The sequence below is a fragment of the Brevundimonas sp. GW821-FHT02A10 genome (genome assembly GCF_059422025.1).
Genome location: NZ_JBWKWC010000001.1, coordinates 370,012 through 391,177, shown reverse-complemented (window position 1 = coordinate 391,177; position 21,166 = coordinate 370,012). Strand labels below are relative to the sequence as shown.

21 protein-coding genes are annotated in these 21,166 nt (G+C 69.1%); 10 read left to right on the top strand and 11 right to left on the bottom strand.

The window, feature by feature from the left end:
* The first annotated feature begins 62 nt into the window (after positions 1 to 62).
* The 9 genes from AC07U0_RS01665 (at position 63) to AC07U0_RS01625 (ending at position 10,979) form a co-directional block, all read left to right on the top strand.
* Positions 63 to 1,754 carry a peptidoglycan D,D-transpeptidase FtsI family protein gene (locus AC07U0_RS01665; RefSeq protein ID WP_494719174.1) on the top strand — a complete coding sequence of 564 codons (1,692 nt, stop codon included), beginning with the start codon at positions 63 to 65 and terminating at the stop codon, positions 1,752 to 1,754.
* On the top strand, positions 1,751 to 3,217 hold the full coding sequence (locus AC07U0_RS01660; protein ID WP_494718297.1) for a UDP-N-acetylmuramoyl-L-alanyl-D-glutamate--2,6-diaminopimelate ligase: 1,467 nt from the start codon (positions 1,751 to 1,753) through the stop codon (positions 3,215 to 3,217). Before AC07U0_RS01665 ends, AC07U0_RS01660 begins: the two co-directional genes overlap by 4 nt.
* Positions 3,210 to 4,622 (top strand): UDP-N-acetylmuramoyl-tripeptide--D-alanyl-D-alanine ligase, encoded by a 1,413-nt coding sequence (locus AC07U0_RS01655; RefSeq protein ID WP_494718296.1) that lies wholly within the window; start codon positions 3,210 to 3,212, stop codon positions 4,620 to 4,622. The genes AC07U0_RS01660 and AC07U0_RS01655 overlap by 8 nt, the downstream gene beginning before the upstream one ends.
* Positions 4,623 to 4,686: 64 nt before the next feature.
* Entirely contained in the window at positions 4,687 to 5,796 is a 1,110-nt protein-coding gene (gene mraY / locus AC07U0_RS01650) for a phospho-N-acetylmuramoyl-pentapeptide-transferase (protein ID WP_494718295.1), read from the top strand.
* A gap of 4 nt (positions 5,797 to 5,800) precedes the next feature.
* Positions 5,801 to 7,219: a UDP-N-acetylmuramoyl-L-alanine--D-glutamate ligase gene (gene murD, locus AC07U0_RS01645; protein ID WP_494718294.1), complete on the top strand. Its 1,419-nt coding sequence runs from the start codon at positions 5,801 to 5,803 to the stop codon at positions 7,217 to 7,219.
* A 6-nt stretch (positions 7,220 to 7,225) separates the two neighbouring features.
* Positions 7,226 to 8,410: a putative lipid II flippase FtsW gene (gene ftsW, locus AC07U0_RS01640; RefSeq protein WP_494718293.1), complete on the top strand. Its 1,185-nt coding sequence runs from the start codon at positions 7,226 to 7,228 to the stop codon at positions 8,408 to 8,410.
* 4 nt (positions 8,411 to 8,414) lie between these two features.
* The gene (locus tag AC07U0_RS01635; RefSeq protein WP_494718292.1) at positions 8,415 to 8,663 is read left to right on the top strand and encodes a hypothetical protein; all 249 of its coding nucleotides are present in this window, start codon (positions 8,415 to 8,417) and stop codon (positions 8,661 to 8,663) included.
* Positions 8,664 to 8,694: 31 nt separating this feature from the next.
* On the top strand, positions 8,695 to 9,777 hold the full coding sequence (gene murG, locus AC07U0_RS01630; RefSeq protein ID WP_494718291.1) for an undecaprenyldiphospho-muramoylpentapeptide beta-N-acetylglucosaminyltransferase: 1,083 nt from the start codon (positions 8,695 to 8,697) through the stop codon (positions 9,775 to 9,777).
* 56 nt (positions 9,778 to 9,833) lie between these two features.
* Positions 9,834 to 10,979, top strand: coding sequence for a mechanosensitive ion channel family protein (locus AC07U0_RS01625; RefSeq protein ID WP_494718290.1), 1,146 nt, complete (start codon positions 9,834 to 9,836; stop codon positions 10,977 to 10,979).
* Here AC07U0_RS01625 and AC07U0_RS01620 read toward each other — a convergent pair.
* The 3 genes from AC07U0_RS01620 to AC07U0_RS01610 all read right to left on the bottom strand — a co-directional run bounded on the left by AC07U0_RS01620 (position 10,927) and on the right by AC07U0_RS01610 (position 12,727).
* A complete protein-coding gene (locus AC07U0_RS01620; protein WP_494718289.1) occupies positions 10,927 to 11,364 on the bottom strand; it encodes a hypothetical protein in 438 nt (145 codons plus the stop codon). The genes AC07U0_RS01625 and AC07U0_RS01620 overlap by 53 nt on opposite strands.
* A gap of 5 nt (positions 11,365 to 11,369) precedes the next feature.
* Positions 11,370 to 12,188 carry a type I methionyl aminopeptidase gene (map, locus tag AC07U0_RS01615; protein ID WP_492031776.1) on the bottom strand — a complete coding sequence of 273 codons (819 nt, stop codon included), beginning with the start codon at positions 12,186 to 12,188 and terminating at the stop codon, positions 11,370 to 11,372.
* 101 nt (positions 12,189 to 12,289) lie between these two features.
* Positions 12,290 to 12,727: a MarR family winged helix-turn-helix transcriptional regulator gene (locus AC07U0_RS01610; protein WP_494718288.1), complete on the bottom strand. Its 438-nt coding sequence runs from the start codon at positions 12,725 to 12,727 to the stop codon at positions 12,290 to 12,292.
* 51 nt (positions 12,728 to 12,778) lie between these two features.
* On the opposite strand from AC07U0_RS01610, the gene AC07U0_RS01605 reads away from it, so the two are divergent.
* Positions 12,779 to 13,441, top strand: coding sequence for a glutathione S-transferase family protein (locus AC07U0_RS01605; protein WP_494718287.1), 663 nt, complete (start codon positions 12,779 to 12,781; stop codon positions 13,439 to 13,441).
* 3 nt (positions 13,442 to 13,444) lie between these two features.
* Here AC07U0_RS01605 and AC07U0_RS01600 read toward each other — a convergent pair whose 3' ends face one another.
* From AC07U0_RS01600 to AC07U0_RS01565, 8 genes are all read right to left on the bottom strand, one after another.
* On the bottom strand, positions 13,445 to 14,122 hold the full coding sequence (locus tag AC07U0_RS01600; protein WP_494718286.1) for an SDR family oxidoreductase: 678 nt from the start codon (positions 14,120 to 14,122) through the stop codon (positions 13,445 to 13,447).
* A gap of 35 nt (positions 14,123 to 14,157) precedes the next feature.
* Positions 14,158 to 14,487: a hypothetical protein gene (locus AC07U0_RS01595; RefSeq protein ID WP_494718285.1), complete on the bottom strand. Its 330-nt coding sequence runs from the start codon at positions 14,485 to 14,487 to the stop codon at positions 14,158 to 14,160.
* A complete protein-coding gene (smc, locus tag AC07U0_RS01590; protein ID WP_494718284.1) occupies positions 14,484 to 17,921 on the bottom strand; it encodes a chromosome segregation protein SMC in 3,438 nt (1,145 codons plus the stop codon). The genes AC07U0_RS01595 and smc overlap by 4 nt, the downstream gene beginning before the upstream one ends.
* A 20-nt stretch (positions 17,922 to 17,941) precedes the next feature.
* Positions 17,942 to 18,559 (bottom strand): DsbA family protein, encoded by a 618-nt coding sequence (locus AC07U0_RS01585; protein WP_494718283.1) that lies wholly within the window; start codon positions 18,557 to 18,559, stop codon positions 17,942 to 17,944.
* Between the two features lie 4 nt (positions 18,560 to 18,563).
* Entirely contained in the window at positions 18,564 to 19,190 is a 627-nt protein-coding gene (locus AC07U0_RS01580; RefSeq protein ID WP_494718282.1) for a DsbA family protein, read from the bottom strand.
* A gap of 4 nt (positions 19,191 to 19,194) precedes the next feature.
* Positions 19,195 to 19,827, bottom strand: a complete 633-nt coding sequence (locus tag AC07U0_RS01575; protein ID WP_494718281.1) for a DsbA family protein — start codon at positions 19,825 to 19,827, stop codon at positions 19,195 to 19,197.
* 27 nt (positions 19,828 to 19,854) lie between these two features.
* Positions 19,855 to 20,496, bottom strand: coding sequence for a DsbA family protein (locus tag AC07U0_RS01570; RefSeq protein WP_494718280.1), 642 nt, complete (start codon positions 20,494 to 20,496; stop codon positions 19,855 to 19,857).
* A gap of 95 nt (positions 20,497 to 20,591) precedes the next feature.
* The gene (locus tag AC07U0_RS01565) at positions 20,592 to 21,164 is read right to left on the bottom strand and encodes a DUF721 domain-containing protein (protein ID WP_494718279.1); all 573 of its coding nucleotides are present in this window, start codon (positions 21,162 to 21,164) and stop codon (positions 20,592 to 20,594) included.
* Positions 21,165 to 21,166: the final 2 nt, after the last annotated feature.

Sequence of the window (21,166 nt, the reverse complement as noted above, 5' to 3'; positions counted from 1 at the left end):
ACGATCACCGCACCGACTTCCATCGTCCGGCGCCCGGACCGCGTCCGGCGCTCGGCTCGACTGTGGGCCAGAGCTTGTCGCCCTGGCTGCGTCTGTTCTCGTCGGGCATCTGGTGGATCGAGCATGCGTTCGAGCGCGCCCGCGCCGACGGCCGCCCCGAGGAAGACACCCGGGTCCGCATCTTCCTGATCACCTGCGTCTTCTCGCTGGTCTTCGCCGGCCTGGCCATCGGCGCGGCCCATGCCGCCCTCTTCGCCAAGCGCGGCGGCCTGGGGTCGATCGACAATCCCAACGCCCTGACCCGCGCCGATCTGGTGGACCGCAACGGCGCCCTGCTGGCGTCCAACATCACCCACTACGGCCTCTACATCGATCCGGCCGAGGTCTGGGACCGTCAGCTGGCCTATGAGCAGATCCACCGCGCCATGCCGGCGATCCCGGCGTCCCGGCTGCGCAAGGTGCTGTTCGGGGAGCGTCGCCTGATCGTCCAGACCGGCCTGACGCCGCGCGAGCGTGCGGCCATCCATGCCCTGGCGCTGGGCGGGGTGTCGTTCGAGCCCGAGGACCGCCGCGTCTATCCGCTCAACAACTCCGCCACCTATGTCGTCGGCTCGGCCGACACGGGCGGGCAGGGCACGGCCGGCGCCGAACTGGCCTTCAACGACGAGATCCGCGCCGCCGGCGCGCGCGGCGATGAGTTCCCGCTGTCGATCGACCTGCGCGTCCAGGGCGTGTTGGAGAACGAACTGGCCGCCGCCGCCATCGCCAACGGCTCAAAGGGCGCGGTCGGCATCGTTACCGACACCCGCACCGGCGAAGTCCTGGGCATGGCCAGCTGGCCGCTGGGCACGATGAACCGGGCCGTGGGCTCGGTCTATGAGATGGGGTCGGTGTTCAAGACCTTCACCATCGCCGCCGCCGTCGACGCCGGCCGGGCCGACATGAACTCGATGATCGACGCCTCCAGCGCCTATATGATCGGCACGCGTCGCATCACCGACTTCCACGCCACCAACCGGGTTTTGAGCCTGGAGGAAGTCTATTTGCACTCGTCCAACATCGGCTCCTCGCGCCTCGCCGTCGGCATGGGCGGGACGATGATGAAGGACTATATGACCCGCTTCGGCTTCCTGCAGCCGGCGCCGATCGAACTGCGGGAATCCGCCCGTCCGATCCGGCCGCGCGACTGGTCGGACTCGACCCTCGCCTCGATGTCCTTCGGCTATGGCATCTCCATCACTCCGGCCCAGATGTCGGCGGCCATGGGCGCGCTTGCCAATGGCGGCCATTACCTGCCGCTGAGCCTGCGCAAGGGCGGGGCTCCGAACCGGGGCGAAGGCCGCCGCGTGGTCTCGGAACAGACCTCCCTGACCATGCTGGAGCTGATGCGCCGCAACGTCGTCGCCGGCTCGGGCAATTTCGCCGAAGCCCCGGGCCTGCGCGTCGGGGGCAAGACGGGTTCCGCGAACAAGCTGGTCAACGGCCGCTATGACCCCAGCCACGCCGTCGGCACATTCGCCGCCATCTTCCCGGCCGACGGCCCGGTCGGCACGCACCGCTATTCGATCCTGGTCCTGATGGACGAGCCGCAGAGCTATCCCAAGACCGGCGGCTATGTCGCGGCTCCCGCCGTGGGCCGCATCGCCGACCGCATCGCCGGCTTCCTGGGCGTGCAGCGTCGCGCCGACCCGTATCGCACCGCCATGGGCGACAAGATCCCGCGCTTCCAGGACGTGGAGGGGGACGGCCGATGAGCGCCATTCACCTGTCCGATCTGCTGCGCCGCGACGTGGCCTCCGACCCGGTCATCACCGGGGTGACCGCCGACAGCCGCAAGGTCGCGCCGGGCGCCCTGTTCGTGGCCCTGCCGGGCAGCGCCGCCGACGGCCGCGCCTTCATCCCGCAGGCCCTGGCACAGGGCGCGGCGGCGATCCTGGCCCCGGTCGACACCCCGATCGATACGGCGCCGCTGCTGGTCACCTCGGGCGATGTGCGCCGGGCCTATGCTCTGGCCGCGCGCAGCTTCTACGGCGCCCAGCCCGCGACCTGCGTCGCCATCACCGGCACCAACGGCAAGACCTCGGTCGCCGCCTTCTGCCGCCAGATCTGGGCGGGCCTCGGCCTCAAGTCGGCCAGCATGGGGACGCTCGGCGTCGTCGGCCAGAAGGGCGACAAGACCTACAATCTGACCGGCCCCGGCCTGACCAGCCCCGACGCCGCCGACGCCGCGCGTCTGCTGGCCGAGCTGGCCGCGAAACAGGTGACCCATCTGGCGCTCGAGGCCTCGTCGCACGGCATCGACCAGCGCCGTCTGGACGGGGTGACGATCAAGGCGGCGGGCTTCACCAACCTGACCCAGGACCATCTCGACTATCACGGCACGATGGAAGAGTACCGGGCCGCCAAGCTGCGCCTGTTCGAGACCCTTCTGCCGCGCGGCCGGACGGCGGTGCTGAACGCGGATTCCGACGCCTATTCCAGCTTCGCCTCGGCCAGCATCATGTCGGGTCTGGGCATCATGGGCGTGGGCGAACGCGGCCGCGACCTGGCCTTGATCGGCCGCAAGGCGACGCCGGAGGGCCAGCGCCTGTCGATCGACGTGCGCGGCGTGGTCCATGACATCCTCCTGCCGCTGGCCGGCGCCTTCCAGGCCTCGAACGCCCTGGTCGCGGCGGGCCTGTGCATCGCCGCGGGCGAGAGCGCCGACCGGGTTCTGGGCGCGCTGGAAGGCATTACGGGCGCGCAAGGCCGTCTGCAGCGCGTGCGCGGGCCCGAGGGTCTGGACGCGCGCGGCGAGGTCTATGTCGACTACGCCCACACGCCCGACGGTCTGGAGACGGTGCTGTCGGCCCTGCGCCCCCATGCGACCGGCAAGCTGATCGTCGTCTTCGGCGCCGGAGGCGACCGGGATCGCGGCAAGCGACCGCTGATGGGCGAGATCGCCGGCCGTCTGGCCGATGTGGCCATCGTCACGGACGACAATCCCCGCTCCGAAAAGCCCGCCATGATCCGCGCGGAAGTGCGGAAGGGCTGCCCGGATGCCCTCGAAATCGGCGACCGCCGCGAAGCCATCCGTCACGCCGTATCGCTGATGGGCGAAGGAGATGTGGTGGTCATCGCCGGAAAAGGGCATGAACAGGGTCAGATTGTCGCTGGGGTGACCCATCCCTTCGACGACGTCACCGAAGCGACCGAGGCCCTGCTCGCCTATGCCTGACACCCATCTGCCGCTGTGGACGGCGCCCGAGATCGCCGCGGCCACCGGTGGACGGATCGAGGGCGGCGATTTCAATGTTTCCGGCCTGACCTACGACAGCCGCGAGATCGGCCCGGGCGAGCTGTTTTTGGCCCTCAAGGGCGAGCGCGACGGTCACGACTTCGCCGGAACCGCCTTCGCTGCGGGAGCATCCGGCGCCCTGGTCGAACGGGTCGTCGATGGCGGTCCCTGCATCGTCGTTCCCGACACCCTGAAGGCGCTGGAACAGCTGGGCGCGGCCTCGCGCGATCGCGCGCCCCAGGTCCGTCGCGGCGCCGTCACCGGCAGCGTCGGCAAGACCAGCGTGACCCAGGCGATCAAGGCGGGCCTCGATCTCGCCGGTCCGGCCCACGCCTCGATCAAGAGCTACAACAACCACATCGGCGTGCCCCTGACGCTGGCCCGCATGCCCGCCACGGTCGAGCGCGCTGTGTTCGAGATCGGCATGAACGCGCCCGGCGAGATCGGGCCGCTGTCGAAGATGGTCCAGCCGCATGCGGCCTGCGTCACCACCGTCGGCCCGGTGCACATCGAAGGCTTCTCCGACGGCGAGGCCGGAGTAGCGCGCGAGAAGTCGGCCATCTTCCAGGGGCTCGGCCCCGGCGGCGTCGCGGTGATCAACGGCGAGAACGTCTGGGTCGACCTGCTGCGCGAGGCCGCCCTGCGTCAGGGCGCACGCATCGCCCAGTTCGGCTTGGGTCCCGGTCAGGACGCGCGGCTGATCGACTTCGTTCCGGGTCCGGACGGCGCCCGGGTGACCGCCGACATCTGGGGCCGCACCCACGCCTTCTCGCTGAAGCAGACGGGCTTCCACTGGGGGCTGAACAGTCTGGCGGTGATCCTGATGCTGGATGCGCTCGACGTGCCGGTCGAGACGGCCTTCGCGGCGCTGGCCGAGTTCCAGCCGCTGGCCGGACGCGGCGAGACCCGGACGGTGCGCGTTCCCGGCGGCGCCTTCACCCTGATCGACGAGAGCTACAACGCCAATCCGCTGTCGATGCGGGCAGGCTTCATGAGCTTGGGCGCGAAGCCGGTGGCGGCAGGCGCGCGCCGCGTCGTGGTTCTGTCCGACATGCTGGAGCTGGGCGACCAGTCGGAGGCCCTGCACGCCGGTCTGGCCGAGACGATCGAGGCCGCGAAGCTGGATCTGGTCCACGCCGCCGGTCCGCAGATGCGCCATCTCTACGACGCCCTGCCGGCCTCGCGCCGGGGCCTCTGGGCCGCGACCTCGGCGGAACTGGCGGCGCAGGCGGGCGAACTGGTCGCGCCCGGCGACATCGTCATGGTCAAGGGATCCAACGGTTCGAAGGCCTCGCTGGTCGCAAAGGCCCTGGCCGCGCTCGACAACCCCGGGATCGGCGCATAAGGCCTGAATACAGGGCTCCGCAGGACGCGCGGGCCCGACAAGGGACAAGGAAAGCCCCTCAACGATGTTCTACCTGCTGTACCTGCACTACGCCGACGTGGCGAAGGACTATCCGCTTCTCCACCTGATCCAGTATCAGACGGTGCGCGTCGCCCTGGCGATGGCCACGGCGATGATCGTGGCGGTGGCGATGGGCAGCCGGTTCATCAACTGGATCCGCACCAAACAGGGCCGTGGCCAGCCGATCCGCGACGACGGCCCGGTCTCGCACCTGTCCAAGGTCGGCACCCCGACCATGGGCGGTCTGATGATCCTGGCGGGCATCGGCGTCGCCGTCCTGCTCTGGGGCGACCTGACCAACCCCTATATATGGATCGTCAGCTTCGTGACGGCCGCCTTCGGGGTGCTGGGCTTCATCGACGACTACGCAAAGGTGACGAAGCAGACCTCGGCCGGCCTGACCTCGAAGCAGAAACTGCTGGCCCAGCTGGTGGTGTCGGTCATCGCCGGGATCGCCACGGTCGCCTGGATGACCCAGTCGCCGACCTCGCCGAACCTCGAGACCTCGATCGCCTTCCCGTTCTTCAAGAACGTGCTGCTGAACATCGGCTGGTTCTATGTGGCCTTCGCCGCCTTCACCATCATTGGCTTCTCCAACGCCGTGAACCTGACCGACGGTCTGGACGGGCTGGCCATCGTGCCGGTGATGATGGCCTCGGCGGCGTTCGGCCTGATCGCCTATCTCGTCGGCAACTTCATCTTCGCCGAATATCTGGGCGTCCACCATGTGCCGGGCTCGGGCGAGCTGGCCATCTTCTGCGCTGCGATTATCGGCGGGGGCACGGGCTTCCTCTGGTACAACGCCCCGCCGGCCAAGATCTTCATGGGCGACACCGGTTCGCTGGCCCTGGGCGGCGCGCTCGGCTCCATCGCGGTGGCCACCAAGCACGAGCTGGTGCTCGGCATCGTCGGCGGCCTGTTCGTGCTGGAGGCCGCCTCGGTGATGATCCAGGTCGGCTATTACAAGGTCACCAAGAAGCGCATCTTCCTGATGGCCCCGATCCACCACCATTTCGAAAAGCTGGGCTGGCCGGAATCGACGGTGGTGATCCGCTTCTGGATCGTCGCCGCCATGCTGGCGCTCGCCGGTCTCGCCACCCTCAAGCTGCGCTGACCCCGTGATCGCGGTTCCCGGATTCGAGAACCGTCGGGTCGCCGTCTTCGGCCTCGGCCGGTCGGGGATCACGGCGGCGCGGGCCCTGCACGCGGGCGGGGCCATCCCGATCCTGTGGGACGACGGCGTCTCGGGCCGGATGCAGGCAGAGGCCGAGGGCTTCACCGTCGAGGACTTGACCACGGCGGACTGGAGCCGGTTCGCCGCCCTGATCCTGTCGCCCGGCGCGCCCCTGACTCATCCGAAGCCGCACTGGACGGTGGACAAGGCGAAGGCCGCGGGCGTCGAGGTGATCGGCGACGTCGAACTGTTCGCCCGGGCGCTCGCCGCCACCCCCGAGGCCGTGCGGCCGAAGGTCGTCGCCATCACCGGCACCAACGGCAAGTCGACCACCACCGCCCTGACCGGCTGGGTTCTGAAGCAGGCGGGCCTCAAGGTCGCGGTCGGCGGCAACATCGGCATCGGCGTTCTGGCCCTGCCGGCGCCCGCAGAGGTCCAGGTCTATGTGATCGAGGTCTCCAGCTACCAGCTGGACCTGACGACCAGCTTCGCGCCGGATGTGGCGATCCTGACCAACATCACGCCCGACCATCTGGACCGCCACGGCGGCATGGCGGGCTATGTCGCGGCCAAGACGAAGATCTTCCGGGACGATCGAACGCACAAATACGTCGGGGTGGACGATCCCTATGGACGCGCCATCCTGACCGACCTCCGCGCCCGGGGCGCGGTCGATGAGGTTTCGGTGGCGGGGCCGCTGGACGGCGTGACCGGCATGTATCTGGACGACGGCTGGCTGACCTACAATGTGCGCCACGAGCCAAAGGGCCCGGTCGTGCCCTGCAGGATCGTGGACCTGTCGCAGGCCCGCTCGCTGCCCGGTCGACACAATGCCCAGAACGCCGCCTTCGCCTTCCTCGTCGCGACCGATCTGGGCATCCCCCACGAGACCGCCATCGAGGGGCTGATGAGCTTCCCGGGCCTTGCCCACCGGATGGAGGAGGTCGGGCGTCTCGGGACGATCAAATTCATCAACGACTCCAAGGCCACCAACGCCGACGCCGCGCGTCAGGCCCTGACCTCTTACCCCGCCGTGTTCTGGATCGCGGGCGGCAAGGCCAAGGACGGGGGCATCGACGACCTGACCGACCTCTTCGGCCGGGTCACGAAAGCCTATCTGATCGGGGAGGCGGCCGAGGCGTTCGCGAAGACGCTGGGCGATACCCCGTATGTGATTTCGAAGACCCTCGACGTCGCCGTCGCGGCGGCCGCCGAGGACGCCAAAGCCGCGGGAGGCGAGCAGATCGTGCTCCTGTCGCCGGCCTGCGCCTCCTTCGATCAATATCCGGACTTCGAAGTGCGTGGAGAGGCGTTCCGGGCGGCGGCTCTTAACCTTGGAGCTACCCCTCTCGTTCATGGTTAGCGAACCATGACCAGCCCGACCTACAGCCCCGCTTTCTCGCGCAACGACCAGAGCCCGATCGCCCAGTGGTTCTGGACCGTCGACCGCGCCCTGCTGGGGGCGGCGCTGGTGCTGATGTCGCTGGGGGTGGCGCTGAGCTTCGCCTCGTCTCCCGCCGCCATCCTGGCGGATGAATCGATCACCGATCCCTTCCACTATTCCTGGCGGATGATCGTCTGGGCCTCCATCGGGGGCGGGATCATGCTGACGGTGTCCCTGTTCTCGCCGCGCGGCGTGCGGCGTCTGGCGGTGCTGGGGCTGCTGGGCGCCATCGTCGTCATGGCCGCCCTGCCGTTCATCGGCGACGAGGTGAAGGGCGCCGCGCGCTGGGTGAACCTCGGCCCGTTCAGCCTTCAGCCGTCCGAGTTCGTCAAACCCTGTCTGATCATCTTCGCGGCCTGGATGTTCGCCGAGGGCCAGAAGGGGCAGGGGGTGCCCGGCGTCTCGATCGCCTTCGGCTTCTGGGCCCTCGTCGTCGGCCTGCTGCTGATCCAGCCGGATATCGGTCAGACGCTTCTGATCACCACCACCTTCATGTGCGTCTTCTTCATGGCCGGGGTGCCGCTGAAGTGGATGGCGGTTCTGGCCACGGCCGCCGCCGGGGGCGTGGTGTCGCTCTACTTCATGTTCGGTCACATGCGCGATCGCCTGAGCCGGTTCACCAACCCCGAGACCACCGACACCCATCAGATCGACCGGGCGTCCGACGCCATCCGCGCCGGCGGCCTGTTCGGGCGGGGCGTGGGCGAAGGCGTCATGAAGCGCCACGTCCCCGACCTGCACACCGACTTCATCTATTCGGTCGCGGCGGAAGAGTTCGGCCTGGTGCTCAGCCTGACGATCATCAGCCTCTATGCCTTCATCGTCATCCGCGGCATGCGCCGGGCGATGAAGCTGAACGACCCGTTCGAGCAGACGGCGGCGGCGGGCCTGTTCATCCTGATCGGGCTGCAGGCCTGTATCAACTGCGCGGTGAACCTGAACCTGATCCCGACCAAGGGCATGACCCTGCCCTTCATCAGCTACGGCGGTTCGTCCATGCTGGCCATGGGGCTGACGATGGGACTGGCTCTGGCCTTGACCCGCCGCCGTCCCGGCGCCTACGAGCCGGGGGCCAGCCTGTCACGTCCGCGTCGGCGTATCCTGCCTTGAGCCGATGGATCATCGTCTGTTCCTGATGACCGCGCTCCGACAGGTGGTGTTGGGCGGCAATATCCTTCAGCACGAATTGAACGCGGCTGTTCCGGACCCCAAGGTTCTGCGTGGCGAAGAGCAGAAGGCCTATCTGGCGTTGAGCTACTGGGCTGACGACGCGGATATCAGGGCGAAAGATCCGGCGTATGCAACGGTGCGCAGGGAAGTCCTCGCACAGCTTTTGCAGCGGCTGGGTCATGACGCTAGATAGCCCCACCATCACCGCATCGGCGGGAGTTTTCATGTCATCCAAAGTCTGCGTCGTCGCCGCCGGGGGCACCGGCGGGCATATGTTCCCGGCCGAGGCCCTGTCGCGCGAGCTGACGGCCCGGGGCTGGCGGGTGGTGCTGGCGACCGACCAGCGCGGCGAGAAATACGCCGCCAACTTTCCGGCCGAGGAAAAGCTCTATCTCGACACCGCCACCGGCTCGGGGCCCGTCGCCCTGCTGAAGGCGGGTCTGGCGATCACTCGCGGCGTGCTGCAGGCGCGCTCGGCCCTCAGCCGTCTGGACGCGGGCGTTGTGGTCGGCTTCGGCGGCTATCCGTCGGCCCCGGCTCTGGTCGCGGCCTTGACGCAGGGCAAGTCAACCCTGATCCATGAACAGAACGCCGTGCTGGGCCGCACCAACCGGCTGCTCGCCGGGCGGGTCAAGGTCGTGGCGTCCTCCTTCCCGACGCTGAAGCATGCGCCCGAGGGGCTCAACGCCCAGGTGGTCGGCAGTCCGGTTCGCGCCGAAATCCGCGCCCTGTTCGACCGGTCCTATGTCGCGCCCACAGCCGATGGCCCGATCCATGTGCTGGTCACCGGCGGCAGCCAGGGCGCGCGCATCCTGTCGGAGACCACGCCCCGTTCGCTGGCGGCCCTGCCCGAGGCCATCCGCAAGCGCCTGAAGGTGCAGCAGCAGTCGCGGCCCGAGACGCTTGAGGCCGCGCGTCAGATCTATCTGGAGGCCGGGATCGACGCCGTCGTCGCTCCCTTCTTCCGCGACATGGCCACGCGACTGTCCGAGGCCCATCTGGTTATCGGCCGGGCCGGGGCCTCGACCTGCGCCGAGCTGGCCGTCGCCGCCCTGCCTTCGGTCCTGATCCCCCTGAAGATCGCCACCGACGACCATCAGACCCTCAACGCCAGGGCCCTGACCGATGTCGAGGCCGCCGTGGTGATCGCCGAGGACGACGTCACCGTCGACCGGCTGACGGACGTGCTGGTTCCGCTGCTGTCCGACCCGGTCAAGCTGGCGGTGATGAGCGCGGCGGCGAAGTCGGTGGCCATCCCCGACGCGGCTCAGCGGCTGGCCGATCTGGTCGAGGCGACGGCGCGCTAAGGGTCGCAGGCCTTCGCAACTGCGAAACGGGGCGGCGGCTGGCGCGTTAAAGCCCGATGCCTCCCGAAATCCACAACATCACCCGCGAGATCGCCCTCCTGTGGCGACAGTTCAACTGGCTGCCCGAATGGGCGGTGGTGGCGATCGTGCTCGCCGTCTTCGTCGGCGGCGGCTGGATCGTACACAAGCTGGTCTTCGCCGTCCTTCGGCAGGTCGTGAAGAACAAGGACGTCTTCTGGCGCGGCGTGATCGAGCGCGGGCGGGCGAAGCTGCGCGTCATGATGATCATCGTGGCGCTCGGCATCGGGGTGACCGTTTCACCGATGGACGCCGTGCCGTCGATGCAGGTGCGTTCAGCCCTGCTGTTCGCCTTCATTCTGACGCTGGGCTGGCTGGCCTCGGGCGTGCTGGACATGTGGACCGCCATGCATCTGAGGCGGTTCAACATCACCGCCGAGGACAATCTGGTCGCCCGCAAACACTATACCCAGACCCGCATCCTGCAGCGGGTGGCCAAGGTGCTGCTGCTGATCGTCACCGTGGGTCTGGCCCTGATGACCATCGCCGGCTTCCGTCAGTGGGGCGTCAGTCTGCTGGCCTCGGCGGGGGTCGTCGGCATCATCGCCGGTCTGGCGCTGCAGCCCGTCCTGACCAATCTGCTGGCCGGCATCCAGATCGCCCTGACCCAGCCCATCCGCATCGACGACGCCGTCATCGTCGAGAACGAGTGGGGCAATGTCGAGGAGATCACGGCCACCTATGTCGTGGTCAAGCTGTGGGACTGGCGCCGGATGGTGCTGCCGCTGAGCTGGTTCATCACCAACCCCTTCCAGAACTGGACCCGCGAGAGCGCACGCCTGATCGGCACGGCCATGTTCTACGTCGACTACGAAGCCCCCATCGACCGGCTGCGCGAAGCCTTCGAAGGGATCGTGAAGTCCTCGAAGCTCTGGGACGGGGACGTGCAGGTGATGCAGGTCACCGACATCACCGAACGGGTCATGCAGGTCCGCTGTCTGGCCAGCGCCCGATCAGCGCCGGTCGCCTTCGATCTGCGCTGTGAGATTCGTGAGAAGCTGATGGCCTTCATGCGCGACCAGTGCCCCGAAGCCCTGCCGCGGGACCGTCTGGATTGGCAGGGAGGCGAGGCTATTCCGCCAGAGCGGCTCGTCCACGCCGAACCGCGTCCTCAAGCGTCTTAGCCTCGGCGGGGCGGTTCGTATCGCCACAGGCCGCGGCCAGAAGTTCGGCTGCATCGCCGCCCGGCGCGGCGGCATAGGCGGGCTGGTTGTCGGGGCTGGACGGGCCTTCCGCGCCGCCCTCACGCACCCCGGCGAAGTCCAGACGGTCGGCGGTCAGGGCCCTGCAATCGAAGCGCCAGCGCGACCAGCCGCCCCAATAGGCATTGGCGCCCGCCGTGAAGCCGGGCTCAACGACCTGGAAGGACCGCATCGTCGCCGTGTCGCCGTCGCGTTCGATCGTGGACAGGTCGGCGAAGACGGCGAACCGGCCCGAGCCGGTCAGGACGAAGCGGTGTTCAGGCGCGGCTTGAACCGCCATCGCGGTGGCGAGCGCGAAGCCGATCATCAGGCTCAGTTCGGGCGGAACAGGCCGGCGGGGCTGGCCGAGAAAATCTCGACGCCGTCTTCGGTCACGCCGACGGTGTGCTCGCACTGGGCGGACAGGGACTTGTCGCGGGTCACGGCGGTCCAGCCGTCGGACAGGACCTTCACGTGCGGCTTGCCCAGATTGACCATGGGCTCGACCGTGAAGCACATGCCGGGCTTGAGCACGGCGCCCTCGCCCTTGCGGCCGTAGTGCAGGACATTCGGGCTGTCATGGAAGACGCGGCCGATGCCGTGGCCGCAGAAGTCACGCACCACGCTCATGCGGGCGGCCTCGACGTGGCGCTGGATGACGTAGCCGATGTCGCCGAAGGTATTGCCCGGCTTCACCTGCTCCAGACCCAGCATCAAGGCCTCATAGGTGACGTCGATCAGCTTCTTCGAGCGCGGATTGATGTTGCCGACAGCATACATCCGGCTGGAATCGCCGTGCCAGCCGTCGACGATGACGGTGTGGTCGATGTTGACGATGTCGCCGTCCTTGAGCACCCGGTCGCCCGGAATGCCGTGGCAGACGACGTGGTTGATCGAGGTGCAGACCGTCTTCGTATAGCCCTTGTAGCCCAGGCAGGCGGGCAGGCCGCCACGGTCCAGGGTGTATTCCCGGATCAGGTCGTCGATCTCGCCCGTGGTCACGCCCGGCACGACGTGCGGGACGATCATGTCCAGCGCCTCGGCGACCAGCCGGCCGGCGATGCGCATGCCCTCGAAATCGTCCTGATCATAGATCCGGATCGCGCTCGACCGGGTGAAGGTCTCGTTGTCCAGTTCGGGGGTCTCGTACATCGGGGGCTCGGAAGGCGGTCGGGGGTCAGGGAGCAGATGGTCCTTCTACCACAGAACCTCAACCCTGTCCGGAGTGTGGCGTGTCGCAGTTGGGACGCGTTTCAGATCAACTGGTTCAGGCCGGCGCGCAGGGCGTCGCCGCCGCCGGCCAGGGTCGCCTCGATGGCGGCGTGTTCGCGGGTCCAGATGGGGGTGGCTGCGGCGAGTAGCGCGAGGCCCTGTTCGGTCAGGGCGATGCGCCGCCCGCGCTTGTCCTCGGGATCGGCCTCGATACGCACCAGCCCCTGCCGCTCCAGCGGCTTGAGGTTTGCGGTCACCGTCGAACGATCCATGGCCAGCAGGCTTGCCACCGCGCCGATGGTCGGCGGTTCAGGGCGGTTCAGGCCGTTCAGCAGGGAGAACTGGCCGGAGGTGATCCCCACCGGCCGCATCGCCTCGTCGAAATGCCGCGACAGCCGCCGCGCCGCCCTCTGGGTGTGCAGGCACAGGCAATGGTCGCGGATGTGAATCGTCGTCGCGAAGGGATGAGGAGTCGACATGAGGTCGATTATGTTGATATCAACGTAAAAGATCAATCCGGGAGAGCCGCCATGATCCAGGTCACTGCCTTCAAATGGGTCCCGCCGTTCGCGCAGGGGTCCGTGCGCGACATCCGTGTCCGCTGGGCGCTGGAAGAAGCCGGCATTCCCTATGGCGAGCATCTGATCGGCTTCGAGGACCAGGGCACGCCCGAATACCGGGCGATGCAGCCCTTCGGTCAGGTCCCGGCCTATCGCGAAGGTGACCTGCAGATGTTCGAGAGCTGCGCCATCGTTCTGCACGTCGCGCGCAAGTCCGACGTGCTGATGCCCTCCGACGAGGCCGGGAAGGACCGGGTCACCTGCTGGCTGTTCGCTGCCTCCAACTCGATCGAGCCCTGGGTCGGGCAGCTGGCGACCATCGACCTGTTCGCCGCCGACAGCGCCTGGGGCCAGGAGCGTCGGCCGCAGGTTGAGGAGTTCGTCCGCCGTCGTCTGGGCGAGCTGCAGGCGGCGCTGAGCGATCGCAGCTGGTTCGCCGACGACCGCTTCTCGGCCGCCGACATCATCATGACCCACGTCCTGCGTGACCTGCGCCACACGGACATCCTGACCGACTTCCCGAAGCTCAACGCCTATGTGAAACGCGCCGAGGCCCGCCCCGCCTTCCAGCGGGCGCTGGCCGATCAGCTGGCGCCGTTCCGCGAGACCGAGAAGGCGATGGCGACCGCCTGAGCCCTATTCGGCGTAGATCATCTTCTTCGTCATCCCGCCGTCGACGGTCAGGACCTGGCCGGTGACGAAGCCGGCCTCGGCGAGGTAGAGGACCGCCCCCGCGATGTCGTCGGGTCGGCCGACGCGGCCGACCGGATGCTGGGCGTTGTCGGCCTTGCTCAGGCCCTTGCCGTCCGAGATCCAGCCGGGGGCTACGGCGTTGACGCGGATCTTCGGCCCCAGGCTGACGGCCATGGCGTGGGTCAGGGCGACCATCGCCCCTTTCGACGCCGCATAGGCCTCGGTGTCCGGCTCGGACATGAAGGCCCGGGTCGAGACCATGTGGACGATGCTGCCGCCCTCGTTCAGCAGAGGGATGGCTGCACGGCTCATCAGGAATGCGCCGGTCAGGTGGCTGTCGGTCACCTTGCGCCAGTCGGCCAGCGACAGTTCGGCCATCGGTCCGCGGTTCGGCGAGGCGATGCCCGCATTGTTGACCAGCAGATCCAGCGTCTCCCAGCCCAGTTCGGCGAAGGCCGCCTGCACCGAGGCCTCGTCGCCGACGTCGCAGATGATGGACCGCGCGCCATCATGCCCGGGCTTGAGATCGAAAGACGCGACCTCCCATCCCGCTTCGATCAGGGCGGCGCAGAGGCCGGTTCCGACAAGTCCGGCGGCGCCGGTGACGATGGCTTTCTTCATGGGAGCCTCAAGCAGTGAGGGGAAAGTGGGTTCCGTCAGTTCGGCGGAGCCTCGACGGTCCATGAGATGACGAAATCCGGATCGACCACAACCTCGCCCGTCGACCGCAACCGATATTCGCCCGGCGCGACCGGTTCGAAGGCGCCAAGGTCGGGTGGCAGGCGGTAGCTCTCGCCCTCGCGCTGACCGCTGAGGATGATCTCGACGCCGTTGTGCGGATCGAGGCTCTGGATCACCCCGTGCATCTGGGTCTGCTCGTCGCCCTCGGGACGGCGCGTCGTGATACCGATCAGGACGACGGCGCCGACCATGGCGTCGGCGGCCTCCTCATCATCCCACTCGGGTTCGTCATCGACGAAGGTCACGCCACCAGCTTCTCGGCCTGGTGCAGGTCGACGCTGACCAGTTGGGAGACGCCGCGTTCGGGCATGGTGACGCCGTAGAGACGGTCCATCCGGCTCATGGTCACCGGGTTGTGGGTGATGACGATGAAGCGGGTGTCGGTGCGGCTGCGCATCTCGTGCAGCATGCGGCAGAAGCGGTCGACGTTGGCGTCGTCCAGCGGGGCGTCGACCTCGTCCAGCACGCAGACGGGCGCGGGATTGGCGAGGAAGACCGCGAAGATCAGGGCCGCCGCCGTCAGGGCCTGTTCGCCGCCGGACATCAGGCTCATCACCGACAGCCGCTTGCCGGGCGGGCAGGCGAAGATTTCCAGACCGGCTTCCAGCGGATCGTCGCTTTCGACCAGTTTCAGCTCGGCCTGACCGCCGCCGAACAAGGCTTCGAACAGGCTCTTGAAGTTGTCGTTGATGACGTCGAAGGCGGCGATCAACCGCTCGCGACCCTCGGCGTTCAGCTCGTCGATCCCGTCGCGCAGGCGGGCGATGGCGCCGGTCAGGTCCGAGCGTTCGATGCGCATGGTGTTGAGCCGTTCGCCGTATTCCTCGGCCTCGTCCTCGGCGCGCAGATTGACCGGGCCCAGCTGTTCGCGCTCGCGCTCCAGACCGTAGAGCAGGCTCTCGGCGCCGGCGGCGTCCGGCGGGCGCGCGATGGCGTCGTCGATCAGCTTCTGGCCCAGCGCCTCGGGCTCCATCTGGGCCGTCTCGCGCACGGTGTTGGCGGCGTCCAGCAGGCGGTCGGCGGCGGCCTCGGCCCGGGCCGACAGACCGGCGCGCGCCTCGCGGGCGGAGGAGGCGGCGGCGTCGGCGGCTCTGGAAGCGCGGTCGGCGTCCCCGGCCTCGCCCTCGGCCACGGCAAGCGCGTCCGAGGAAGCCTTGCGGCGGGTCTCGGCGCTGGTCAGCGTATCCAGCAGGGATGAGCGCTGGGCGGCGAGGGCCTCGGGCGCGGCGGAAGCCTGCTTCAGCAGGGCGGCGGATTTCTCGGCGTCGGACGCCAGGGTCTTGATGCGGACGGCGGCGTCCTTCGACCGGGTCGCCCAGCCGTCGCGTTCCCGGGTCAGACTGGTCAGGCGGGCTTCGCGGCCTGATCGCTCGCGGGCCTCGGCGTCACGGTCGGCGCGCGCCTGACCGGAGGCGGCGCGGGCGACGTCGGCGGCAGCGCGGGCGGCGGCCAGTTCGTCGCGCAGCCCGGCCAGGGTCTCGGACGGGGCGTCCACCGACATGGCTTCGGCCAAGGCGGCTTCGGCGGCCTCGACCTCGGTGGTCTGGCGGGCCAGGGTTTCGTCCAGGGCCTGGGCGCGGGCCTCGCGGCGGGCCTGATCGCGGCTCAGGCTCTCGACCTTGTCGCGGGCGGCGGTGACGGTCTTGTCGGCGGCGAAGGGGGCGAGGCGGGCGGTCTTCACGGCCTCCTCAGCGGCGCGGAAGGCTTCGGTCGCGGCCTTCTGGGCGGATTGAGCCTTCTCCAGCGCTGGCTTGCCCTCGTCGATGGCGGCTTCCAGCTCGGCCAGACGGCCGCGCTGGGCAAGACGCACGGCGGCGGGGCGCGGGGCCTCGGCGCGCGAGACGAAGCCGTCCCAGCGATAGAGGTCGCCTTCCTTCGTCACCAGACGGGCGCCGGGCGGCAGGCTCTGGGCCAGCTTCGCCGCCTCTGCCTTGTCCGCGACGCCGCACAGGGCGAGACGCGCGGCCAGCTGATCAGGGGCCTTCACATGGGCGGACAGGGGCGAGACGCCGGCGGGCCAGTTCGGGGCAGGGGGTGTGGCGCCGGCCCAATAGGCGGCGGCCTTCGGATCCAGCGCCGCGTCCAGATCGTCGCCGAGGGCAGCAGCCAGCGCGGCCTCATAGCCCTTGTCGGCCGAGACCTTGTCCAGCGCCGGGGCGTGCTCGCGCTTGCTGGTGACCAGCAGGGAGGCGAGGCCACGGGCCTCGGTCTGCAGACGGCCCAGCTTGTCCTCGGCAGCGCGGGCCTCGGTGCGGGCCTCCTGCTCGGCGCGGGCCAGGTCGCCGCGTTTGGCCTCAGCGGCCTCAACAGCGGCGCGGGCGGCGGTCAGGGCGGCGGTGGCCTCATCCAGCGCCGTGCGGGCAGTCGCCAGTTCCGGCGTCTCCATCGGGCCCAGCGCCTCGCGTTCCCGCTTCGCTTGATCCAGACCTGAGCGCGCGCGGGCGACGCGGGCTTCGGCGTCGCGTTTGCGGGCGGTCTCGGCATTGGCGCGGGCCTCGACGGCGGCCAGTGTTCCGGCCAGACGCTCGACCTCGGCGTCCGCGGCGCGACGGGCATCCTCGGCGGCGACGAGGGCGGCTTCCAGCTCGGGCCCGCGCGCGGGGGCGGCGGCGACCTCGGCGGTCAGGGTCTCGAGCTCGGCGGTCAGGCGCGCCAACTCGGCGGCCGCGTCCTCCGACATCTTTTCCTCGCGTTCGGCGTCGGCGGCGATGCGCGCGCCCTCGGCCTTCAGCCGGTCGACCTCCGCCCGGGCCTGTTGCTCGGCCATGTCCAGCCGGTCGCGTTCGAGGCTGGCGCGGTGCAGCAGGGCGGCGGCGACGGCGTCTTCCTCGCGCGCGGGCTTGAGACCTTCCTGGGCCTTCAGGGCGGCGGTCTGGGCGGCGGCGGCGGCGGCGGTCGCCTCGGCCACGGCCCGGTCGGCCTCGCGCAGCTCACCGGCGGCGGCCTCGGCCGCGACCCGGGCGTCGTTCCAGCGTACGAACAGCAGGGCCGATTGCAGGGCGCGGATCTCGGCCGAAATCTTCTTGTACTTCTCCGCCTGCCGCGCCTCGCGCTTCAGCCGGGTCAGGGCCGTCTCCAGCTCCTTGCCGATGTCGTCGAGACGTTCGAGGTTGGATTCCGCCGCCTTGAGCCGCAGCTCGGCCTCGTGCCGGCGGGTGTGCAGGCCCGCGACCCCGCCCGCTTCCTCAAGGATGCGGCGGCGGTTCTGGGGCTTGGCGGCGATCAGTTCAGAGATCTGGCCTTGACGCACGAGGGCGGGTGAGTTGGCCCCGGTCGAGGCGTCGGCGAACAGCAGCTGGACGTCGCGCGCCCGGACCTCCTTGCCGTTGATCCGGTAGGTCGAGCCCTGGCCCCGGTCGATGCGGCGCGAGACCTCCAGCATCGGACTGTCGGTGAAGGGCTGGGGCGCTCGGCGTTGCGCATTGTCGATGGTCAGCTGGACTTCGGCGTGGTTGCGCGGCGGCCGGTTCGAGGCGCCGGCGAAGATGACGTCGTCCATGCCCTGACCGCGCATGGCCTTGGCCGAGTTGGCGCCCATGACCCAGCGCATCGATTCAAGGACATTGGACTTGCCGCAGCCGTTGGGGCCGACGATGCCGGTCAGGCCGGGCTCGATCTGGACCTCCGACGCATCGACGAAGGACTTGAAACCGACGAGGCGGAGGCGCTGGAATTGCATCGCGTCCCCGGCCCCCGACGTCAGCGGCCGGTAGCGGCGTCGATGGCGGCGCCCAGGGTCTCGAGCGAGCCGTCGGCGACCACCTTGCCGTTGACGAAGAAGGTCGGGGTCCTGGTCACGCCCGCCGCGATGCCGCCGGTCATGGCCTCGCGGATGGCGGCGATCGTCGCCGGGTCCTGGACGCAGGCGTTGATCTCGTCGCGCGAGCGGCCGCTGACGGCGATGGCGCGGTCGTACCATTCGCTGACCGGGCCGAAGTTCCGGGCCGTCGACTGCCAGCGGTAGAAGGTGTGCAGGACCTCGAAATACTGCTCGGGCGCCGAGCAGCGGGCGATGGCTGCGGCCTGGGTCGCCTCGGTCACCGGCTCGGTCAGCATGTCGCGGAAGACGAAGCGGACCTGGCCCGTGTCCACAAAGCGCTCCTTGAACGCATACCAGGTGCCCATCTGCCATTCGGCGCAATGGGGGCAGGCAAGGGAGCCGTATTCCACCACCGTCACCTGGGCGCGCGGATTGCCGATGGTCCGATCCGCCGAGCCCACACGCGGCAGAGTGCCGGCCCAGACCTGCGAGGGCAGGGCGGCCAGCAGCGGCGTCGCCAGCATCACGCTCAGGATCAGTCGGCGGAGCATCGACATGGGTTCAGTGTCCGGGCCGGTGAGCGGCGTCGACCGCGGCGCCAAGGGAGTCCAGCGAGGGATCGGCGATCCGGCGGCCGTTGACGAAGAAGGTCGGGGTGCCTTCGACACCGGCGGCCGTGGCGCCGGCGATCTCGGCGTCGATCCGGGTCTTGGTGGCGGGATCGGCGAAACAGGCCTTCATCTCGTCCTCGGTGCGGCCGCCGACGGTCACGGCGTCGCGGAGCCAGGTCCGGCTTCCGGCATAGAAGGCCGGCTGGCCGTCGAAGAGGGAATCGACCACGGCGAAGAACCGGTCCGGCCGCGAGCAGCGGGCGATGCCGGCTGCGGTCATGGCGAAGTCCTGGGGCGCGGTGGGCAGGGAGCGATAGACGAACTTCACCTTGCCGGTGTCGATGTAGCGCGCCTTGAAGGCCGGATAGACGTCCTTGTGCCAGACCGCGCAGTGCGGACAGACGAAGGAGGCGTATTCCACCACCGTCACGGGAGCGTCGGCGCGGCCCAGAACACGGTCCTCGGCGGTGACCGGCGGCAGATCGCCGGCCAGAACCGGTGTAGCGATGCCGGCCATGCCGGCGGTCAGGGGCGCCGCCAGGGTCAGGACAAGGAAAAGACCGCGGAACAGACGCATCGGCCTACTTCGCCAGTTCCGCGTCGATGGCCTTGGCCAGGTCGGGCAGTTGCGTGCCCTCGTCGCTTCCGGGCGTGATCACATCCTTGCCGTTGACCTTGAAGGTCGGCGTACCCTGGACGCCTGCGGCGGTCGCGGCCTGGATCCGCTTTTCAAGAGCGGCGACGTTGTCCGGATTGGTGATGCAGGCGGTATATTGCTCCTGGCTGAAGCCGAAGGACTGGGCCGTCTTCACCAGCGAAGCATTGGGCGACAGGGCGCCGGAACGCCATTCGTCCTGATTGGCCAGCAGTTCGTGCATGACGTCGAAATACTTGTCCGGACCGGCGCAGCGGGCCAGCAGGACGCCCGCCGTGGCGACGTCGACCGGCGGGGTCGGCAGTTCGCGGAAGATGTAGCGGACCTTGTTGGTGTCGACGTACCGGGCCTTGAACGCCGGCCAGGTGTTCTTCTGCCAAAGGGCGCAGTGGGGGCAGGTCGGCGAGGCGTATTCGATCACCGTGACCTTGGCGCCGTCGGCGGCGCCAAGGGCCATGTCGCCCTCGACGGCCTTGTCGCCGCCGCCGCCGCCGCAAGCCGCGAGAGCCAGGGCGAACAGGGCCACGGCCGATCCGGTCAGTTTCTTCGTGAAGCTCATGGGTGCGGTTTCCGGATCAACTCTGGATCATTTGGCGAGGGCGGCGTCGATCTTCGCAGACAGGTTCGCCAGGCTCGGCTCGGCGATCTTCTCACCATTGACGAAGAAGCTCGGCGTGCCGCTGACTCCGGCGTCGATCCCTGCCTTGACCCGCTTGTCGAGATCGGCGGCGGCCTTTTCGTCGGTGACGCAGGCCTCGAACTGGGCTTCGCTGAGACCCGCGCCCTGTGCGATGCGCAGCAGGGTGATGCGCGGCGGCGTGCCGCCGAAGATCTCGGCCTGGCTGGCCATGATTTCGTGGATCACGTCGAAATACTTGTCCGGACCGGCGCAGCGCGCGACCAGGAAGCCGGCGGCGGCGACCGGCACCGGCGGGGTCGGGAACTCGCGGAAGACGTAGCGGACCTTGTTGGTGTCGACGTACTTGGCCTTGAACTGGGGCCAGACCTCTTCCTGCCAGGCAGCGCAGTGGCTGCAGGTGACCGAGGCGTACTCGACGACGGTGACCTTGGCGCCCTTGGCGGCGCCCAGGCCCATATCGCCCTCGGCCTCCTGATAGCCGCCCCCGCCGCCGCATGCGGCCAGGGTGGTCATGGCGGCCAGGGCCGCGCCGGTGATCGCCGCACGGCGGCTCATCGATCCGAATTTGAAGGGCTTGCTGGCGCGCATGGGCTCTTTCTACAGGCAATAACGAACGATGATCACGCGATTCCCCGGGGAGGCGCGCATCGACACCTTTCGAGAACAGGTGCGGCGAAGTTTTGTCAACGGCGAGGGGGTCTGGCGCGTTGTTTGGCCTCGTCGGAAAGCACCGCCCGGCCCAGGCCGGCGAGGGCGGCCTTGAGGGCGTCGGGGGCCTTGGCGACCGACTGGGTCAGTTCGGCCTCGGTCCCGGCGTCCAGCGGATCGAACCGGCGACGCGCGCCCTTGGTCGAGGCGGCGGGCGTGGCCAGAGGCTTCACCGGCCCTTGGGCGATGCGCAGCTTGTCCACCGAGCCCGGACCCAGGAACAGGTTCACCCGCGACAGGATCTCGGCCGACTGATGCTGTACCAGAAGGGCGGCGGGACCGGCGACGCGCAGCTCCAGCGTCCCACCGGCGCCGCCTTTGCCGCGGGTCAGCTTCTGCGGGCGGGTGACGCGGGCCAGCTGGTCGCCGACGATCTCGCGCCAGCGCGGCTCCAGCGCCCCGGCGCCGCGTCCGAACTTCTCGTCCAGCTCCCGGATGAAGCCGGTCAGGGCGCGGCCGGCGGGCGGCGCGGGACGGGGCGCCGGACGCGTGCGCGTACGGGCGAGAATCTCGCGCGCCTCTCTTTCCGTGGGCAGGTCCCGGGCCATGG

What these genes read in the sequence shown, in the direction of transcription:
- AC07U0_RS01660 (WP_494718297.1), top strand. Translation starts at nt 1,751, where the DNA reads ATGAGCGCCATTCACCTGTCCGATCTGCTGCGCCGCGACGTGGCCTCC.
- AC07U0_RS01655 (WP_494718296.1), top strand. Translation starts at nt 3,210, where the DNA reads ATGCCTGACACCCATCTGCCGCTGTGGACGGCGCCCGAGATCGCCGCG.
- mraY (WP_494718295.1), top strand. Translation starts at nt 4,687, where the DNA reads ATGTTCTACCTGCTGTACCTGCACTACGCCGACGTGGCGAAGGACTAT.
- ftsW (WP_494718293.1), top strand. Translation starts at nt 7,226, where the DNA reads ATGACCAGCCCGACCTACAGCCCCGCTTTCTCGCGCAACGACCAGAGC.
- AC07U0_RS01635 (WP_494718292.1), top strand. Translation starts at nt 8,415, where the DNA reads ATGGATCATCGTCTGTTCCTGATGACCGCGCTCCGACAGGTGGTGTTG.
- murG (WP_494718291.1), top strand. Translation starts at nt 8,695, where the DNA reads ATGTCATCCAAAGTCTGCGTCGTCGCCGCCGGGGGCACCGGCGGGCAT.
- AC07U0_RS01625 (WP_494718290.1), top strand. Translation starts at nt 9,834, where the DNA reads ATGCCTCCCGAAATCCACAACATCACCCGCGAGATCGCCCTCCTGTGG.
- AC07U0_RS01620 (WP_494718289.1), bottom strand. Translation starts at nt 11,364, where the DNA reads ATGATCGGCTTCGCGCTCGCCACCGCGATGGCGGTTCAAGCCGCGCCT.
- map (WP_492031776.1), bottom strand. Translation starts at nt 12,188, where the DNA reads ATGTACGAGACCCCCGAACTGGACAACGAGACCTTCACCCGGTCGAGC.
- AC07U0_RS01610 (WP_494718288.1), bottom strand. Translation starts at nt 12,727, where the DNA reads ATGTCGACTCCTCATCCCTTCGCGACGACGATTCACATCCGCGACCAT.
- AC07U0_RS01605 (WP_494718287.1), top strand. Translation starts at nt 12,779, where the DNA reads ATGATCCAGGTCACTGCCTTCAAATGGGTCCCGCCGTTCGCGCAGGGG.
- AC07U0_RS01600 (WP_494718286.1), bottom strand. Translation starts at nt 14,122, where the DNA reads ATGAAGAAAGCCATCGTCACCGGCGCCGCCGGACTTGTCGGAACCGGC.
- smc (WP_494718284.1), bottom strand. Translation starts at nt 17,921, where the DNA reads ATGCAATTCCAGCGCCTCCGCCTCGTCGGTTTCAAGTCCTTCGTCGAT.
- AC07U0_RS01585 (WP_494718283.1), bottom strand. Translation starts at nt 18,559, where the DNA reads ATGTCGATGCTCCGCCGACTGATCCTGAGCGTGATGCTGGCGACGCCG.
- AC07U0_RS01580 (WP_494718282.1), bottom strand. Translation starts at nt 19,190, where the DNA reads ATGCGTCTGTTCCGCGGTCTTTTCCTTGTCCTGACCCTGGCGGCGCCC.
- AC07U0_RS01575 (WP_494718281.1), bottom strand. Translation starts at nt 19,827, where the DNA reads ATGAGCTTCACGAAGAAACTGACCGGATCGGCCGTGGCCCTGTTCGCC.
- AC07U0_RS01570 (WP_494718280.1), bottom strand. Translation starts at nt 20,496, where the DNA reads ATGCGCGCCAGCAAGCCCTTCAAATTCGGATCGATGAGCCGCCGTGCG.
- AC07U0_RS01565 (WP_494718279.1), bottom strand. Translation starts at nt 21,164, where the DNA reads ATGGCCCGGGACCTGCCCACGGAAAGAGAGGCGCGCGAGATTCTCGCC.